Here is a 15,068-nt window from a genome sequence, read left to right as displayed (position 1 = left end):
ATGACGATCTCATTACAATGGTTGTCAAACGTAATTATTTAAGGGCTAACGATGAGCAATATCCTGATTATCAACGGCGGTAAAAAATTCGGTCACTCCAACGGCCAGCTTAATGACACCCTGACTGAAGTCGCGGAAAGCTATTTGCGCGACCTCGGGCATGATGTTCAGGTGACCCGCGCGGACAGCGAATACGACGTCAAAGCGGAAGTTGAGAAGTTCCTCTGGGCTGACAGCATCATCTGGCAGATGCCGGGCTGGTGGATGGGTGCCCCGTGGACGGTCAAAAAATACATCGACGATGTGTTCACCGAAGGCCACGGCTCCCTGTACGCAAGCGACGGCCGTACCCGTTCAGATGCGTCTAAAAAATATGGCTCCGGCGGCTTGATTCAGGGTAAAACCTACATGATCTCCCTGACGTGGAACGCGCCTTTAGAAGCTTTCACCGAAAAAGATCAGTTCTTCCATGGCGTTGGCGTAGACGGCGTGTATCTTCCGTTCCACAAGGCTAACCAGTTCCTGGGCATGGAAGGGTTACCTACCTTTATCGCTAATGACGTCATCAAATCTCCGGACGTGCCACATTATGTAGCAGAATATCGCAAGCATCTGGCTGGTATTTTTGCTTAACTGTTTGCCGGACAACATAAGGAGTTAGTCATGCTGACAGTGATTGCAGAAATTCGCACACGTCCCGGTTCACACCACCGCCAGGCTGTGATTGCGGCATTTGAGAAGATTATTCCAACCGTACTGCAGGAAGACGGCTGCCACGGCTACGCGCCGCTGGTCGATCACAACGCCCAGGTCGCATTCCAGACCACCGCCCCGGATTCCATCTTCATGCTGGAAAAATGGGAAAGCGTTGCGCATCTGGAAGCCCATCTTCAGACTACGCACATGAAAGAGCATAGCGCTCGCGTGAAAGAAGACGTGCTGGAAGTACATATCCGCATTCTCGAAGAAGCCGTGAAATAACCGGCTGGCTGGAATGCAAAAAGGGATGGCTATGGCCATCCCTTTTACGTTTTGGATAAAGGTTTTTTAACCCTCGATATCGGCCATGTCGCCTTTTTCTTGCAGCCAGTTACGACGGTCTTCTGAACGTTTCTTGGCAAGCAGCATATCCATAGTCGCCAGGGTGCGCTGATCGTCTTCATCGCTGATAGTCAGTTGCACAAGACGGCGGGTGTTAGGATCAAGCGTGGTTTCGCGCAGCTGAAGCGGATTCATCTCGCCCAGGCCTTTAAAGCGCTGCACGTTTGGCTTCCCTTTCTTACGCTTAAGCTGTTCCAGCACGCCCGCTTTTTCTTCTTCGTCCAGCGCGTAATAAACCTCTTTACCCAAATCGATGCGGTAGAGCGGCGGCATTGCCACATAAACGTGACCGCCTTTCACTAACGACCGGAAGTGGCGTACAAAGAGCGCGCACAGCAGCGTGGCAATGTGCAGACCGTCGGAGTCCGCATCCGCAAGAATACAAACTTTGCCGTAGCGCAGCTGGCTCAGATCTTCGCTGTCAGGATCGATACCGATCGCCACGGAGATGTCGTGAACTTCCTGCGAGGCCAGCACTTCGTCAGAGGAAACTTCCCATGTGTTCAGGATCTTACCTTTCAGCGGCATGATCGCCTGATACTCACGGTCGCGAGCCTGCTTCGCAGAGCCTCCCGCCGAGTCCCCTTCCACCAGGAAAAGTTCGGTGCGGGTTAAATCCTGCGCGCTACAGTCAGCCAGCTTGCCTGGTAGCGCCGGGCCGCTGGTCAGCTTCTTACGCACAACTTTTTTCGCCGCACGCATACGCCTCTGGGCGCTGGAAATAGCCAGCTCGGCCAGCTGTTCCGCCGCCTGCACGTTCTGGTTCAGCCACAGGCTGAAAGCATCTTTCACTACGCCAGAGACAAAAGCCGCACACTGGCGCGAAGACAGACGTTCTTTGGTCTGACCGGCAAACTGAGGATCCTGCATTTTGACCGACAGCACGTAGGCGCAGCGCTCCCAGATATCTTCCGCAGAAAGCTTCACGCCACGCGGCAGAATATTGCGGTATTCGCAGAACTCCCGCATCGCGTCGAGCAGGCCCTGACGCAGGCCATTGACATGCGTCCCGCCCTGCATGGTTGGGATCAGGTTGACGTAGCTTTCCGTCAGCAGCTCGCCGCCTTCCGGCAGCCAGAGCAGCGCCCAGTCAACCGCTTCGGTATCGCCAGAGAAATTGCCGATAAATGGCGCTTCCGGCAGCGTTATCAGGCCATTCACCGCTTCGCACAGGTAATCGTTCAGGCCATCCAGATAGCACCAGCGCTGCTCGGTGTTATTCACTTTATCGGTAAAGGTAATTTCTACCCCAGGGCACAGCACGGCCTTCGCTTTCAGCAGGTGGCTGAGGCGTGAAACGGAAAAACGCGGGCTATCGAAGAAGCTTTCATCCGGCCAGAAGTGAACGCTGGTGCCGGTATTACGCTTACCGCAGGTGCCAATCACTTCCAGATCCTGCACTTTATCGCCGTTTTCAAAAGCGATGCTGTATACCTGAGCGTCACGGCGGACGGTCACTTCAACGCGTTTGGAAAGGGCGTTAACCACGGAAATCCCTACGCCGTGAAGGCCGCCGGAAAACTGGTAGTTTTTATTGGAGAATTTACCGCCTGCGTGCAGGCGACAAAGGATCAGCTCAATGGCCGGAACCTTCTCTTCGGAATGGATATCAACAGGCATCCCTCGCCCGTCGTCAATGACTTCCAGAGACTGATCGGCATGCAGGATGACGTCCACGCGTTTGGCGTGACCCGCCAGCGCTTCATCCACGCTGTTATCAATGACTTCCTGCCCTAAATGGTTAGGACGAGTGGTGTCGGTGTACATCCCCGGGCGGCGGCGAACTGGCTCAAGCCCGGTGAGCACCTCTATATCATCGGCATTATAGGATTGCGTCATGGTTTATTCATTCAGATAGCGAAACAGGAAATCGGCCGTCTGGCCTCAGCGTAAGCCGAGGAAGTCGACAATCTGTGTGAAATAATCTTCGAAGCCCGTAAAAGCGTGATTGCCTCCGGGTTTCACCGTCTGGCGGCAAAGCGCGTAGTACGCAACGGCCTGGCGGTAATCAAGCACCTCATCGCCCGTTTGTTGCAGCAGCCAAATCAAATCCGGCGCTTCCAACGGGTCAATCTGCATGACTTTCAGATCGTAAATATGGCGTGACTCTAGCACATATTGCTGCCCGGTGTAGGGGTTCTCGTTCTTGCCGAGATAATCCACCAACAGCTCAAAGGGGCGGACGGCCGGGTTAACCACCACCGCAGGCAGCGTGAAGCACTGCGAAAGCCAGGTTGCGTAATAGCCGCCCAACGAGGAACCAACAATGCCCAGCGGCTCACCGCCGCGTTCAAGCACCAGCGACTCCAGCAGCTCGGAGGCATCCGCCGGGTACGGTGGCAGCTGTGGCACAATCATTTCTATTTCGGGATGATGCTGCGTCAGCCACACCTTAAAGCGGGTAGCCTTCGCGGAAGCAGGCGAGCTGTTAAACCCGTGCAGATAAAGTAACGCCGGCATTAATAACCCTCAGAAGCCGTGTCAGGGCTGAATTTACCGGTTTGCAGTCGACAAACTTCGGTAGTCAGGCTGCCATCAGGATACAGATCGAGCCAGCGCCAGCCGGGTTCAATGGTATCGAGCGTAAAGTTAGCGCAGTGCGGTTTGAACTGGACGCATGTCGAAGGCGTCGCCAGCATTCTGCGGCCGTTCCAGTCGAGATCCAGTTCCTGATGAATATGCCCGCAGAGCAGGGTTTTCACCTGCGGCCAGGGCCTGAGTACCGCATCCAATGCCGCAGCGTTACGCAGGCTATGCTGATCCAGCCAGCTACAACCAGCAGGCAGAGGATGATGGTGCAGCAGAAGTAACGTGTGGCGTTCCGGCGCAGCGGCCAGCTGTCGCTCCAGCCATTCCAGCTGATAGTCGCTTAGTTCACCGTGAGGAACGCCGAAGACCTGACTGTCCAGCAGCAAAATTTGCCAGTGGTTGCCGATATAGACCCGCTTTGCCGGTGAAATGCCGGCTTCCTGCAGGGCGCCAAACATCGCCGGCTGGAAATCATGATTGCCCGGGAGCCAAACGCAGGGCGCAGCAATACTGGAGATCCCTTCAGCAAAATGCTGATAAGCCTCCACGCTGTGATCCTGAGCCAAATCGCCGGTTGCCACCAGCAAGTCACAGGTACGCTGTTCGGCGTGGATAGCGGCCAGCACTGCCTGATAGCTCTTCCAGGTATTAATACCGAGCAGCGTTTCGTTCTTCCCAGCGAACAGATGGGTATCGGTTATTTGCAATATCCTGATTCGGCCCCCATCGGCCACAGGAAGGGTTAACAGGCTTTCCAAATGGTGTCCTTAGGTTTCACGCACACTTACTCCCCACCATACTTACTACCCACCGCACTTAAGCTGCTGATATCCAGGCCGCAGCTCGGTTCATTCAGGGTATTAATACCATCCATTATTCAGGGCGTAGTGCCGTTAGCCGTCCTCGTCCCTAAAAAACTAGGTATAAACCGGAACCGCCATTGCTCCATGCGCTAAACAGTAGCGCAGCCAATCGGCAAGAAACTGGTTAATTTGATGCTTTTCGTCGCGTTGATGCAACTTTTTATTCGGATAATCATAACGTGCTTTGAAGCGAAAGATCTGCTGGCTTGAACACACTTCCGCGACCATCGCATCGTGATACAGCCTGACCGACATCGACGGCAGGCTCCAGTAACTCACGGCGGGCAGCGTTTGTTCTATTTCCACAAGGGTTGTATAACGTGTTGATTCTGAAATAGTTAATCGATATCTGGCGCTATTAACCTGATATGTTACCGTTTCGCCTGGCGCATCATTTTGCGGCAGCAGGCGGCGCAGCTGCGCGAAGTTGGTTTCGCACAAACGCATCATTTCAGGGAAGTCAGGGGTATAGCGCTTCATAATCAGTGATTCCACTCTTTTCTTAGTTGCTCATAATGCAGCTGCAGCCATTGCAAAGCGATGACCGACGCCGCGTTGTCGATGCTCCCCTCTTCAACACACTGGTAAGCCTGCTCCCGGCTGACCACATGAACACGAATATCTTCGTTTTCTTCCACCAGGCCATGAATACCTTTGGCCTGAGTGGCGTCCACTTCGCCTACTAAGATAGACAGCCTTTCGCTGGTGCCGCCGGGGCTGGCCAAATAGCTCAGTACCGGTTTGGTGCGGCCAACGACCAGGCCTGCTTCTTCTACTGCTTCACGGCGCGCAACATCTTCTACGCTCTCGCCCTCTTCAATCATGCCGGCGACCATTTCCAGCAGCCACGGCGTTTCGCTGGAGTCCCAGGCGGCGATACGAATCTGCTCTACCAGCACGACTTCATCACGCACAGGGTCATAGGGTAGCAGCACCGCAGCGTGACCGCGCTCAAAAATTTCACGCCTCACTTCACCGCTCATTTCGCCGTTAAACAAGCGATGGCGAAAGCGATAAAGATCGAGTGAAAAAAAGCCACGATAAAGCGTTTCACGTGCAATAATTTCTACATCCTTTTTGGCGAAAGTAGCCACTTGCTTTACTGACTTGTTCATAGATGATGTCCTGATGGCAAATGGGCGCTGGCCGGGCGATTTCAACCCCGCACAACTGCCCTTTCAATTTTGATGTGGTAGATTGGTGAAAATTAAGGTAGATGGCACTTTACGCCAACCTGCCCGGCTGACGGAATCTGTAGAATTGGCGATCATATTTGACTCCTGTCGGCGTTAAACAAAATAATTCTGCTTCACAACAAGGAATGCAAATGAAGAAATTGCTCCCCATTCTTATCGGTCTGAGCCTGGCAGGTTTCAGCGCTATGAGCCAGGCAGAGAATCTGCTGCAGGTTTACCAACAGGCCCGCACCAGCAACCCGGATCTGCGTAAATCCGCTGCTGACCGTGACGCCGCATTCGAAAAAATTAATGAAACACGCAGCCCATTACTGCCACAGCTGGGTCTGGGTGCAGATTATGGCTACGGCAGCGGCTACCGCGACTCTAACGGCGTTAACTCCAACGCGACCAGCGCAACGTTACAGCTGACGCAAACCATTTTTGATATGTCAAAATGGCGTGCACTGAGCCTGCAGGAAAAAACCGCAGGCATTCAGGACGTCAGCTTCCAGACAGACCAGCAGGCGCTGATCCTGAATACCGCGACGGCCTATTTTAACGTGCTGAGCGCGATTGATGCACTCTCCTACACCGAAGCGCAGAAACAGGCTATTTATCGCCAGTTGGATCAAACCACTCAGCGCTTTAACGTAGGCCTGGTTGCTATTACCGACGTGCAGAACGCCCGTGCGCAGTACGACACCGTGCTGGCGAATGAAGTCACCGCCCGTAATAACCTGGATAATGCGGTGGAGTCTCTGCGTCAGGTCACCGGTAACGACTATCTGAACCTCGCGTCTCTGAACGTTGATGGTTTCAAAACCACCAAGCCAGATGCGGTAAACAGCCTGCTGAAAGAAGCCGAAAAGCGCAACCTCAGCCTGCTGCAGGCTCGCCTGAGCCAGGACCTGGCTCGCGAGCAGATTCGTCTGGCAGAAGATGGCCACCTGCCAACGCTGAGCCTGACTGCCTCCACCGGTGTATCTAACACCAGCTACAACGGCTCTAAAACCAGCGATCAAACTCGTTACGGCAACAGCTACGATGGCCAAAACAAAGTGGGCCTGAGCTTCTCCCTGCCGCTTTATCAGGGCGGCCAGGTTAACTCTCAGGTTAAACAGGCTCAGTACAACTTCGTGGGTGCCAGCGAGCAGTTGGAAAGCGCGCACCGCAGCGTAGTCCAGACCGTACGTTCTTCCTTTAACAACGTGAATGCCTCCATCAGCACCATCAACGCCTACAAACAGGCCGTTGTGTCTGCGCAAAGCTCATTGGATGCCATGGAAGCCGGTTACTCCGTCGGGACTCGTACCATCGTTGACGTGCTGGATGCGACCACCACGCTGTATAACGCGAAGCAACAGCTTTCCAGCGCACGTTATAACTACCTGATTAACCAGCTGAATATCAAATCAGCGCTGGGTACGTTGAACGAGCAGGATCTGCAGGTTCTGAACAGCGCCCTCGGCAAGCCGGTTTCTACGGCGGCTGACAGCGTGGCGCCAGAAACGCCAGATCAGGATGCCCGGGCCGACGGCTACAACACAACCGCCGCCTCCGCATCGACTAAACCGGCTCATGCCACTCCGGCAGCGGCCACCAGCGGTAAAAAAGCCAACCCATTCGGCAATTAATCGCGAAAACATCATTATCAGGGGCGTGAAAACACGCCCCTTTTTTTTCGCCTCACGTTTAAACGTAAGGCAACGTAAAGATCCCCTGCCAACAGGCCGACATCGCTTCAATTTCAACCGCTCATCCCCTATCCTTAGCACCAAACCTACTGGGCTCAGGACTGATTAAATGAAACGGACAAAAAATATAAATCATTCATCGTTCCGCAAAAGCTGGAACGCTCGCCATTTAACGCCGGTGGCGTTGGCCGTCACCGCCGTCTTTATGCTGGCTGGCTGTGAACAAAGCGACGAAACCGTCTCCATGTATCAAAACGCGGATGACTGCTCGCAGGCAAACCCGAGCAAAAGCGCGGAATGTACCACCGCCTATAACAATGCGCTGAAAGAAGCCGAGCGCACCGCGCCGAAATACGCCTCACGTGAAGCCTGTGTCGCCGAGTTTGGCGAAGGTCAGTGCCAGCAGGCGCCAGCTCAGGCAAGCCTTGCCGGCGAAAGCCAGGCTCAGGCTCAACCGCAGCAAAGCGGCAGCTTCTGGATGCCGCTGATGGCGGGCTACATGATGGGTCGCCTGATGGGCGGCGGCGCGGGCTTTGCTCAACAGCCGCTGTTCAGCTCGAAAAATCCGGCCAGCCCGGCTTACGGTAAATACGCCGATGCCAGCGGCAAGAGCTACGGCGCAGCCACGCCAGGCCGCACCACCACCGTACCAAAAACCGCTATGGCACCAAAACCAGCCACAACCTCTACGGTCACTCGCGGCGGCTTTGGTGAGTCAGTGGCCAAACAGTCCACCATGCAGCGCAGCAGCGCCTCCGGCACCAGCCGTTCGATGGGCGGCTGATAAATCATGGAAAGAGTTTCTATTGTCGAGCGCCCTGACTGGCGCGAAAAGGCCACGGAATACGGCTTTAACTTCCACACCATGTACGGCGAGCCGTACTGGTGTGAAGATGCCTATTACAAGCTGACGCTGGCGCAGGTTGAACGCCTGGAAGACGTTACCGCCGAGCTGCATCAGATGTGCCTGCAGGTCGTGGAAAAGGTGGTTGCCAGCGACGAGCTGATGGCCCGCTTCCGCATTCCGAAACACACCTGGGAGTTCGTGCGTCAGTCATGGCGCAGCCAGCAGCCGTCCCTTTATTCACGCCTGGACCTGGCGTGGGACGGCGTGGGTGAACCCAAGCTGCTTGAAAACAACGCCGATACGCCAACGTCGCTGTACGAAGCGGCGTTCTTCCAGTGGATTTGGCTTGAAGATCAGGTCGCGGCGGGCAACCTGCCCGAAGGCGCAGACCAGTTCAACAGCCTGCAGGAAAAGCTGATTGAACGCTTCGCAGAGCTAAAACAGCAGCACGGCTTTAACCTGCTGCATTTCGCCTGCTGCCAGGACACGGTAGAAGATCGCGGGACGGTGCAATATCTGCAGGACTGCGCCACTGAATCAGACGTCGCCAGCGAATTCCTCTTTATTGAGGAAATTGGTCTTGGAGAGAAAGGGCAGTTTACCGATCTGCAGGATCAGGTTATCAGTAACCTGTTCAAGCTCTACCCATGGGAGCACATGCTGCGCGAGATGTTCTCCACCAAGCTGGAAGATGCGGGCGTACGCTGGCTGGAGCCAGCGTGGAAAAGCATTATCTCCAACAAGGCCCTGCTGCCGATGCTGTGGGAAATGTTCCCGGATCACCCTAACCTGCTGCCGGCTTACTTCGCCGAAGATACCTTCCCGCCGATGGAAAAATACGTCGTGAAGCCCATCTTCTCCCGCGAAGGTGCCAACGTGAAGATCATCGAAAATGGTCAGGAGATCGCGCGCGTTGACGGGCCGTACGGCGAAGAAGGCATGATAGTTCAGCAGTTCTATCAACTGCCTAAATTCGGCGACAGCTATACGCTGATTGGCAGCTGGCTCATCAACGATCGGCCAGCCGGGATCGGCATTCGCGAAGATCGCGAGCTTATCACGCAGGATCTGTCCCGCTTCTATCCGCACATCTTTGTGGAATAAGCATTATAAAGCGCCCATTGGGCGCTTTTTCGTTTATCCAATAACAACCGACAGCATGCTCAGCGATCCCATCTCTATTCCGTCTACCGGAATCGTCACCGGCTCTTTACCGTCCCACGCGCCTAAAATATAAAGCAGCGGCAGGAAGTGATCCGCCGTCGGGTTCGACAGTGAGCCACCTTCGTGGTCGAGATAGTTCACCAGCGGATGCTGCCCGGCAGGCCCCTGCCATGTCAGGTTCGTTTTCACGTACTCGTTAAACGACTCGGCCCACGGGTATGGCGTATTTTCACCGTGCCAGCGCGCGGTGCGCAGGTTGTGCACAACGTTACCGCTCGCCACCAGCATAATGCCCTGGTCCCGCAGCGTGGCAAGTTTGCGGCCCATCTCCAGATGCCAGGCTGCAGGCTTGGTGCTGTCGATGCTCAACTGCACCATCGGGATATCCGCATTCGGGTACATTTTAATAAGCACGCCCCACGAACCGTGGTCAAAGCCCCAGGCTTCTTTATCCAGCGCGACCGGAACCGGAGCCAGTAACTCGACCAGCTGCTGCGCCAGTTCAGGCGAGCCGGGGGCCGGGTAATGCGTGTCATACAGCGCCTGCGGAAAACCGCCAAAGTCGTGAATCGTTTTCGGAGCTTCCATCGCCGTCACGCCCGTCCCCCGGGTGAACCAGTGGGCCGACACCACCACAATCGCTTTTGGCCGCGGCAGCGTTTCACCAAGCTGCGCCCAGGCGCGGGTATAGCGGTTATCTTCCAGCACGTTCATCGGGCTACCGTGACCAAGGAACAGCGCGGGCATACGTTGGGTTGTCATGAGGGTGTCCTTAAATGGCTAAGCTTTAATGCACACAGATTACGCCCAATTTTTGGGGGAAGAACTCAGATAAGCATGATGATCATCATCAGAAATTTTGAACAGGTCTGAACGAGCGGAAAACGGTGAGGCGGAGGTGAGAAGTAAAGCCCGATCGCGCTGACCGGGCTTTATTTTTTAGCTGGCTTTGCGCGCTTGCGCCTGGCGGTATTCCACCAGATCTTCAATGGTCACAACGGCCATATTGTGTTTGCGGGCGAACTCCATGCACTCCGGCGCACGCGCCATGGTGCCGTCGTCGTTGGTTAGCTCGCACAGGACGCCAGCAGGTTTGAAACCGGCCAGGGAAACCAGGTCGATAGTCGCTTCGGTGTGGCCGCCGCGGGTTAACACGCCGCCCGGCTGCGCGCGCAGCGGGAATACGTGACCAGGGCGATGCAGATCGCTCGGTTTCGCGCCGTCGGCAATCGCCGCGCGTACGGTGGTCAGGCGGTCAGCAGCAGAAACGCCGGTCGTGACACCGTGAGCGGCTTCAATGGTCACGGTAAAGCCTGTGCCAAAAGCGCTGGTGTTGTTTTCGACCATCATTGGCAGATCGAGCTGTTTACGGCGTTCGTCGGTCAGGCACAGGCAGACAATACCGCTGCCGTGGCGAATGGTCAGCGCCATTTGCTCAACGGTCATGGTTTCAGCCGGGAAGATCATATCGCCTTCATTCTCACGATTTTCGTCGTCGAGAACCATGGCGCCACGGCCTTCGCGAAGCGCATCAAGAGCACGCTCAACGCGCTCAGTCGGGGTGCCAAATGCAGAAAGTAGCGTCTGATTCATGGTAAAAAAACCTCATTAAAATTATGGTTACCAGAATCAGGGCAGTCTTAGGAGCTAAAAAAATAACGCGGGCAGGCCGAGGCCTGACGTGATCGTTACTCTCTCCCATCCGGACTTTAACCGTCGGCCCCGGAATTACACCGGATCTGCTGACCTTCAGGCTAAGCCTGAAGCGCTCGCGGGCTTTCAGCGTAAGCTGATTTACCGCCGGTGGGGAGTTTCGCCCCGCCCTGAGAATAAGCAGGTTCACTATAGCGCTAATCATTTTTGTGGGCAACGATTACGCAGGCAACATTTCCAGTTTATCCCCTGGCAATCAGGCATTACAATTAGCCCAATCACCCGCCAGATAATGGAAGCCGCTATGATTGACCCGAAAAAAATTGAACAAATCGCCCGTCAGGTCCATGAGTCAATGCCGAAAGGGATTCGTGAGTTCGGGGATGATGTGGAGAAGAAAGTACGCCAGGTGCTGCAGTCTCAGCTAACCCGCCTCGACCTGGTGAGCCGCGAAGAGTTTGACGTCCAGACTCAGGTCCTGCTGCGCACCCGTGAGAAGCTGGCTCTGCTGGAGCAACGCCTGACCGAGCTGGAAAATCGCGAAGCCCCGAAAGACACAGAGTAATACCCCGGCCCCTCGCCTGCCTGGCGAGGGGTACATCGCCTATTCAAATACCTACCAAAACGGCCGATAATAATAACGTCTCATTAAACTCAACAAATTGGGTTCTCGCTGAACATGGACGTCAAAAGCAAAATAAATAAGCTGCTTAGCTATATTTTTTCTAAACAATTCATGGTGACAGCCGTCTTCATGTCTTTTTTTGCCGCAATAATGTGGTACATGCTCTGGGCCATGTCTATCTCGCACTACACCGTTTTGGTAAAAGACTTTCCTGAGCTCCGAATTTACCTTGGCTTTGGGTTCTCTATAGGCCTGATATTGACGCTTGGCTCCCTGCGCCACCTGCCCGCAACAAAAAAGCTCAAATATTTAGGTGAAAAGTTTTTCGGCTACTCTACGGTATTCACCGTCCTGGTATTAAACAGCGCGGATGTTTATGTTTATCTCTTCCCCGACAAAACCATCGGCTACCTTTCCGAATATGACGTCGAGTTTCCAGGCCCGGCCAGAGGCAAAAGCGGACACTGCGAGGCTGGGCTGTGGATTAAAGATCCCCATACGGACAGATGGAAAGAACTGTGCACCAGCAAAGCAGCATTACTTGTGGAACGAAGACAAGGCATGGATGCCGTGTGGGTCACGGCGAGGGTGAACAAACTGGGCTCTTACATTGTGAACTACGAGTTTGCTTATAAATAACCACGGCAGCACAGGCCGCCGTAGTTTACTTAACGTCATTAAATCAGAAGGTTTCCCAGTTATCGTCAGACGCGGCGGCAACGGCTTTGCGCGGGGCAGCAGCCGTCGCGACGGACTTAGGCGCAGCAGACTGCGCTTTTGCCTGGCGCTCCTGAGCGATACGGAACACGGACACGGATTGAGTGAGGCGACTGGCCTGCTCTTCCAGCGCTGCGGCTGCGGCTGCGGATTCCTCCACCAACGCGGCGTTTTGCTGAGTCACGCGATCCATTTCTGCAACGGCTAAGCCAACCTGATCGATACCACGGCTTTGCTCGTCGGACGCGGAAGCGATTTCCCCCATAATATCGGTCACGCGGGTTACCGCATTGACGATCTCACCCATTGTTTCCCCGGCACTTTCAACCAGCGTCGAGCCGGTATCCACTTTGCTGACCGAGTCTTCAATCAGGGTTTTAATCTCTTTTGCGGCCTGGGCGCTGCGCTGCGCCAGGTTGCGAACCTCACCGGCTACAACCGCAAAACCACGCCCCTGCTCACCCGCGCGAGCGGCTTCAACGGCGGCGTTCAGCGCCAGAATATTGGTCTGGAAGGCGATACCGTCAATCACGCTAATAATGTCGGCAATTTTCTGCGAGCTGCCGGCAATTTCGCTCATGGTATGCACCACGTTATCCACGACTTTTCCGCCACGCTGGGCGGTTTCAGAGGCGCTCAGCGCCAGTTGGCTGGCCTGACGAGCGTTTTCAGCATTCTGCTTAACCGTGGCGGTCAGCTGTTCCATGCTCGCGGCAGTTTCCTCAAGCGAAGCTGCCTGCTGCTCGGTACGAGACGAGAGATCGTTGTTACCGATAGAAATCTCGCTGGCGCCGCTATAAATCGCGTTCGCGCCGTTACGCACTTCGCCCACGGTGATAACCAGCTCGTTTTGCATATGGCGCAGATTCTCAGCCAACTGCCCCATCTCGTTGGTGCCTTCAACGTCGATTTTGCGCACCAGGTCACCGCCAGCAATATGGCGGATGCTTTCAATCAGGCGGTTAAGCGGAGAAATAAGCGTCGTGCGGATCCCTTGCCAGACCACAAGAATCACCACCAGGACGACAATCAGCACGCCAATCAGGATCCAGATAGCCATGCTGTAAGAGCTGTTGCTGCTGTCTACGGCTTCCTGATACAGATGGTCGTTTTGCTGCAGGTAGTTAACGTATTGCTTCTCAAAACCGTCCTGATACCCCTGAGTCGGCTGATCGAAGAATTCATTAATTTTGCCCGCGCCAAGCAGCTGAATCAGCTCCGCCAGCGCGCCATGATAAATGTCGTAGTTGCGCTTAATTTCCTGCGCGGCGGCATCGCTCTGGCGCGGGTCACGCGGCAGGGCTTCATAAGCCGCCCACTCGACCTCGGCCTGTTTCAGCGAGGTGCTGGCAATCGCCATCAGCTCTTCAACGGTCGAACCGCTGCCAATTTTATTGGCATCCATCATATAGCGGATGCCCGCGCGATTCAGGGTATTACGGGTTTGCAGCAGCGCAACCCAGCTGCCGTTTAGCGTTGACTGCTGCTGACGAATAGTTTGTAAAACGGTGAAATTTTCTTTGTCCTGCTTCAGCGCGTTAAAGAACAATCCGCCGGAAGCTATCTGCAAAATGCCAAACAGCCCCAGGACGACCAGTAAGCTTGTAACGATTTTGATACGGTTTAACATTGCTTCTCATTCCCTGTAAGACAAGTCTTAATCATCGGCGTAACAGCAGAAAACTTTACCCAAAGCGTTTTTTTGCCGCTTTTTCTGCTACTCCCAGGAAATGGCCTGGCAATAATTCATCCTCCACTACCGCGGGGTTAAGTCGTAACACATTCATAATCCGAGTTTTTTTCACTATCATTTTTTTAATAGTCAACCAGCCCGGAGGAAGGCATGCTTACCGTTGCTATCTGTGAAAGAAATAGCCATTTTGCAAATGGCATTAAAATTATTATCCAGCAGCTCTGTCGTCAGTTTAGCGAGACTTATCATTTCTTACCGTTGGCGCACCAGGACGTCGCCGACCTGGTATTTTTCGCGCTCGATGACAACTGGTCCACCGCCAACTGCTACAAAATCCCGCAAACGACGCGCCACCAGCGGGTGATCCTCATCTGCCGTAAGCAGGATCAGGAAAACCTGATGTTCCGCCCTTGCCTGTATATGCTGCCGTCAATTTATCGGGAGGATGAGGTCGAGGATGTCAGGCTCAAACTGGCGCCCTGGGTTGATCCCGAGCGGCGTAGAAAAAATACCCTGCCGGTCCCAACGTCTATTTGCCACTACTGCACAACCCGGCATTTCAACCTGCAGGAACGCGAATTGCTCAAGCTTATGGCCTGTGGCTACTCGCTGGTCGATGCGGCCTTTATTATGCATATTGATGAAAATGTCGCTCGGGATAAACGACTGTCGATTATGAAAAAACTTAATATCAAGAACCAATATAAACTCATGAATTATATCAAGCTCAATTTACCTTTCCTGCTGGACTGAAGTATTTAATTAAGTCTTTTCTTATTACGTCAGGGAATTAATCTTAATTATTAAAAAAATCACCCCTTCACATATCAGGGTTGCGAATTTTCGCAACCTGGAATAAGTCATCCCCGGTATTCACCCCGTCAAGGCACTGAGAGAATACCTTCAGAATAATCTCCAAATTAGCTGGATGCACACCGCCTCTTCCTCTCAGGTCCCTGATCGTTCAGCAATTCAGTTCTAGTTGTCACAATTAGCGACAAAAT

16 protein-coding genes and 1 riboswitch are annotated in these 15,068 nt (G+C 54.1%); of the genes, 8 read left to right on the top strand and 8 right to left on the bottom strand.

Features of this window, described 5'->3' with window-relative positions:
• The first annotated feature begins 51 nt into the window (after nt 1-51).
• Complete coding sequence (locus JT31_RS15240; protein WP_038478839.1) at nt 52-633, top strand: NAD(P)H-dependent oxidoreductase; 582 nt, start codon at nt 52-54, stop codon at nt 631-633.
• Between the two features lie 30 nt (nt 634-663).
• Nucleotides 664-981 (top strand): putative quinol monooxygenase, encoded by a 318-nt coding sequence (locus JT31_RS15235; protein WP_038478836.1) that lies wholly within the window; start codon nt 664-666, stop codon nt 979-981.
• A 66-nt stretch (nt 982-1,047) separates the two neighbouring features.
• Here the strand turns inward: JT31_RS15235 and parE are convergent, their stop codons facing one another.
• From parE to nudF, 5 genes are all read right to left on the bottom strand, one after another.
• A complete protein-coding gene (parE, locus tag JT31_RS15230; protein ID WP_038478833.1) occupies nt 1,048-2,940 on the bottom strand; it encodes a DNA topoisomerase IV subunit B in 1,893 nt (630 codons plus the stop codon).
• A gap of 45 nt (nt 2,941-2,985) precedes the next feature.
• A complete protein-coding gene (yqiA, locus tag JT31_RS15225) occupies nt 2,986-3,561 on the bottom strand; it encodes an esterase YqiA (protein ID WP_038478830.1) in 576 nt (191 codons plus the stop codon).
• Complete coding sequence (gene cpdA / locus JT31_RS15220; protein WP_038478827.1) at nt 3,561-4,388, bottom strand: 3',5'-cyclic-AMP phosphodiesterase; 828 nt, start codon at nt 4,386-4,388, stop codon at nt 3,561-3,563. The genes yqiA and cpdA overlap by 1 nt, the downstream gene beginning before the upstream one ends.
• A gap of 159 nt (nt 4,389-4,547) precedes the next feature.
• Nucleotides 4,548-4,973: a DUF1249 family protein gene (locus tag JT31_RS15215; RefSeq protein WP_038478824.1), complete on the bottom strand. Its 426-nt coding sequence runs from the start codon at nt 4,971-4,973 to the stop codon at nt 4,548-4,550.
• Between the two features lie 2 nt (nt 4,974-4,975).
• Nucleotides 4,976-5,608 (bottom strand): ADP-ribose diphosphatase, encoded by a 633-nt coding sequence (gene nudF, locus JT31_RS15210; RefSeq protein ID WP_038478821.1) that lies wholly within the window; start codon nt 5,606-5,608, stop codon nt 4,976-4,978.
• Nucleotides 5,609-5,820: 212 nt separating this feature from the next.
• Here nudF and tolC point away from each other — a divergent pair, with 212 nt between their 5' ends.
• The 3 genes from tolC to JT31_RS15195 all read left to right on the top strand — a co-directional run bounded on the left by tolC (nt 5,821) and on the right by JT31_RS15195 (nt 9,316).
• The gene (gene tolC / locus JT31_RS15205; protein WP_038478818.1) at nt 5,821-7,305 is read left to right on the top strand and encodes an outer membrane channel protein TolC; all 1,485 of its coding nucleotides are present in this window, start codon (nt 5,821-5,823) and stop codon (nt 7,303-7,305) included.
• 169 nt (nt 7,306-7,474) lie between these two features.
• Complete coding sequence (locus tag JT31_RS15200) at nt 7,475-8,149, top strand: DUF1190 family protein (protein ID WP_038478815.1); 675 nt, start codon at nt 7,475-7,477, stop codon at nt 8,147-8,149.
• Nucleotides 8,150-8,155: 6 nt separating this feature from the next.
• Nucleotides 8,156-9,316 carry a glutathionylspermidine synthase family protein gene (locus tag JT31_RS15195; protein WP_038478812.1) on the top strand — a complete coding sequence of 387 codons (1,161 nt, stop codon included), beginning with the start codon at nt 8,156-8,158 and terminating at the stop codon, nt 9,314-9,316.
• Between the two features lie 33 nt (nt 9,317-9,349).
• Here the strand turns inward: JT31_RS15195 and ygiD are convergent, their stop codons facing one another.
• Together ygiD and ribB are read right to left on the bottom strand one after the other, a co-directional pair.
• On the bottom strand, nt 9,350-10,138 hold the full coding sequence (gene ygiD, locus JT31_RS15190) for a 4,5-DOPA dioxygenase extradiol (RefSeq protein WP_038478809.1): 789 nt from the start codon (nt 10,136-10,138) through the stop codon (nt 9,350-9,352).
• Between the two features lie 177 nt (nt 10,139-10,315).
• Nucleotides 10,316-10,969, bottom strand: coding sequence for a 3,4-dihydroxy-2-butanone-4-phosphate synthase (ribB, locus tag JT31_RS15185; RefSeq protein ID WP_038478806.1), 654 nt, complete (start codon nt 10,967-10,969; stop codon nt 10,316-10,318).
• 93 nt (nt 10,970-11,062) lie between these two features.
• A riboswitch (FMN riboswitch) is annotated at nt 11,063-11,211 on the bottom strand.
• Between the two features lie 122 nt (nt 11,212-11,333).
• Between ribB and ubiK the strand changes: the two genes are divergently transcribed.
• Both ubiK and JT31_RS15175 read left to right on the top strand, forming a co-directional pair.
• Nucleotides 11,334-11,594: a ubiquinone biosynthesis accessory factor UbiK gene (ubiK, locus tag JT31_RS15180; protein ID WP_038478803.1), complete on the top strand. Its 261-nt coding sequence runs from the start codon at nt 11,334-11,336 to the stop codon at nt 11,592-11,594.
• Between the two features lie 114 nt (nt 11,595-11,708).
• On the top strand, nt 11,709-12,293 hold the full coding sequence (locus JT31_RS15175; RefSeq protein ID WP_038478800.1) for a hypothetical protein: 585 nt from the start codon (nt 11,709-11,711) through the stop codon (nt 12,291-12,293).
• Between the two features lie 43 nt (nt 12,294-12,336).
• On the opposite strand, the gene tsr is transcribed toward JT31_RS15175, so the two are convergent.
• On the bottom strand, nt 12,337-14,001 hold the full coding sequence (tsr, locus tag JT31_RS15170) for a methyl-accepting chemotaxis protein (protein ID WP_038478797.1): 1,665 nt from the start codon (nt 13,999-14,001) through the stop codon (nt 12,337-12,339).
• 213 nt (nt 14,002-14,214) lie between these two features.
• On the opposite strand from tsr, the gene fimW reads away from it, so the two are divergent.
• The gene (fimW, locus tag JT31_RS15165) at nt 14,215-14,817 is read left to right on the top strand and encodes a fimbria biosynthesis transcriptional regulator FimW (RefSeq protein WP_038478794.1); all 603 of its coding nucleotides are present in this window, start codon (nt 14,215-14,217) and stop codon (nt 14,815-14,817) included.
• The last annotated feature ends 251 nt before the right edge of the window (nt 14,818-15,068 follow it).

The sequence above is a fragment of the Cedecea neteri genome, from assembly GCF_000757825.1.
GTDB classification, from domain to species: Bacteria; Pseudomonadota; Gammaproteobacteria; order Enterobacterales; family Enterobacteriaceae; genus Cedecea; species Cedecea selenatireducens.
This window is presented reverse-complemented; position numbering and strand designations above follow the sequence as displayed.